1 protein-coding gene is annotated in these 2,134 nt (G+C 39.8%); it reads left to right on the top strand.

The annotated features are described in order from the left end of the window. A partial coding sequence (locus BLO53_RS18815; RefSeq protein WP_092065242.1) for an IS1634 family transposase occupies positions 1-1,756 on the top strand: 1,756 nt, incomplete at its 5' end. Positions 1,757-2,134: the final 378 nt, after the last annotated feature.

The raw sequence follows: 2,134 nt of genomic DNA, 5'->3' as shown, positions 1-2,134 counted from the left end.
AAAATACCATGTTCCAAAGGTAGGTGCCCGCGAGCGCACTATCGAAAGCATCGGTTATGTCAGTGAACTGAAAGAAAAGTATGATGATCCGATTGCCTATTTCACACAGTACGCAAAAGAACTTACTGAAAAGAAAAATAGCGAGAAATCTGTCTCCATCGAGATCGATATGAATTCGACAATGAGCCTGGGAACAAACAACGTACGGAACGTTGGCTATGGTATTCTCAAACATCTCTACAAAGAACTTGAAATAGACAAGTTCTGGAACTGGAAGACGCGTGGCAGAAAGATGAAATTCAGCACCGATCAGATCATGAAGCTGCTGACATTCTCAAGAGCACTTAATCCCGGTTCAAAGCGCTACACATTAAACAGTAGTGATTTCTTCTTTGAGCCATTTGACAACTGTTCTCTTGATGACATATATCATGCTCTTGATATCATTGCCGAGAATAAAGAAGATCTCCAAAAGTGGATATATGATCATTCAAAAAATATCTGTAAAAGGGATATGTCAGTATCTTACTTTGACTGTACCAACTATTACTTTGATATCAGCCATCCGGATGTTGATGAACTGGACGAAGAAGGAAATCCTATTGATGAGAATGGCGAAAAGACAGCTGCCAAGTATCGCAAACGTGGTCCGGAAAAGAACCACCGCCCAGATCCTATAGTTGAAATGGGACTTTTAATGGATCGCAATGGCATCCCAATGGCATTCGATCTCTTTCCCGGAAATGAATCCGAAAAAGTCCACATGCGCCCTATAATCAACCGAGTAAAAGAAGAATTCGATGACTGCAGGATTATATACGTCGCAGACAGAGGTCTTAACACTTCAGATAACATCTACTGGCTGAACGGTGATAACAAATCAGAAAACAACAAACGTGATGGCTATGTCTATGGTCAGTCCATAAGAGGAGCAGATGCTGAGTTCAAGGAATGGGTTCTGAGCGAAGGTTATCATAATGATAGGGTTACAGATAGTGACGGCAATGAAATCTCATTCAAACACAAATCGCGCATTTATCCAAAAGAGCTGAATGTAAATGTAACAAAGCCCGGACAGAAAAAGCCTGTAAAGAAAAAAGTCGTAGTAGATCAGAAACAGATGGTCTACTATTCAGAGAAATACGCAAAGAAACAGAAGGCGGACAGGGATGCTATGATTGCCCGAGCAAAAGACCTTATCTCTCATCCCAAGAAATATGACAGAGTTTCTGCAAAAGGCAGCGCGTCATATGTAATAAACATAGCCTTTGACAAGAATACCGGAGAAATAGTAGAAGGCAGGAACCTTGAACTTGATGAAGAAAAGATCAGGGAAGAAGAAAAATATGACGGCTACTATTCCATTGTAACGAGCGAACTAAAAATGAGCGACATTGAAATGCGGAAAGTATACAGAGGACTTGCGAAGATTGAAGATTCGTTCAAAGTAACGAAGACTTTCTTCGAATCACGCCCTGTATATCTCAGGACAAATGCTCATATAGATGCACATTTCACCACATGTTTTCTCGCACTTGTCCTTATAAGACTCTTAGAAGAAAAGTTAGATCATAAATATCAGACAGGAAAGATACTTGACTCATTAAAAAAATATAACTGCGTAAAACTGCATACAAATATTTGGCGGTTCACATACTATGACGAAGTAATAGACTCATGCGCAAAAGCATTCAAAATGACACTGAATATGCAGAATAGAAAACAGCAGGAAATACAAAGACTTTTAAGATACTGAAAATGAGGAAATCCCTAAACGGGATTTCTTTGAACAAAGTGCATCGAAGATGCACAAAAATCCTTATTCGGGCTTGTCTAACAATACAGACATAGATCATGGTTAGTCAAGGCCGAAGCCGCAAAGCGGTGCCAAAGGCAGCCTTGACAAACCATGATCTATGTCGCAAAAAGTAATCAAGCCCGAATTAAGGATAAGAGCGCTCTGCGCTCTCTATTCAAGGCTAACTGCTTCAGCAGTTAGCTTCCTATCAACAATCGAACTACTCAAAAATAATTTTCCCATCTATAAATAATAATCCAATAAGCCATACAGAAGAAAAGGCTCAATCGCAGATATAGTCTGAGATTGAGCCACTTTTACTTCCGAACTTGAGAT

It is taken from the genome of Butyrivibrio sp. INlla14, assembly GCF_900102515.1.
Lineage (GTDB): Bacteria > Bacillota > Clostridia > Lachnospirales > Lachnospiraceae > Butyrivibrio.
The sequence above is the reverse complement of the archived record's forward strand: the minus strand, read 5'-3'. Positions and strand labels throughout refer to the sequence as shown.